At 43.0% G+C, this 414-nt stretch carries 1 protein-coding gene; it reads left to right on the top strand.

The annotated features are described in order from the left end of the window. The coding region (locus LPKJCM_RS11445; protein ID WP_133057571.1) for a transposase at window positions 1–414 on the top strand (414 nt) is incomplete at both ends.

The raw sequence follows: 414 nt of genomic DNA, 5'->3' as shown, positions 1-414 counted from the left end.
CATATTGTCCGTGCCATTAGCGCATTTGTGGACACGATTCCCTATCAATTAGTTTATGGAGAAGAGTCAGCCTTTGGCCGACCACAATATTCACCGTTAATGATGCTCAAGATGATGTTATTTGCCTACTCACGGAAAGTGTTTTCGGGACTGAAAATTCAACAAATGGCCGAGGAAAGCATTCCGATGAAATGGTTAATCGGTGACCCTGACGTGGTGCCCAGTTACCGGACAATCAATCGTTTCCGGACTGATCCACAAATCACCAAGTTAATTGCCCTCATGTATCTGCAGTTCCGCCAATCATTGATTGATAACAAGCTGTTAAGTGATGAAGCAATTTTCATTGATGGCACTAAAATCCTCGCCGATGCCAATAAGTATTCATTTGTCTGGCGAAAAAGCACGGAAAAA

The organism is Lentilactobacillus parakefiri (assembly GCF_002157585.1).
In the GTDB taxonomy this organism is placed as follows: Bacteria; Bacillota; Bacilli; order Lactobacillales; family Lactobacillaceae; genus Lentilactobacillus; species Lentilactobacillus parakefiri.
Note: the sequence above shows the minus strand (reverse complement) of the source record. Positions and strands in the feature narration are given on the sequence as shown.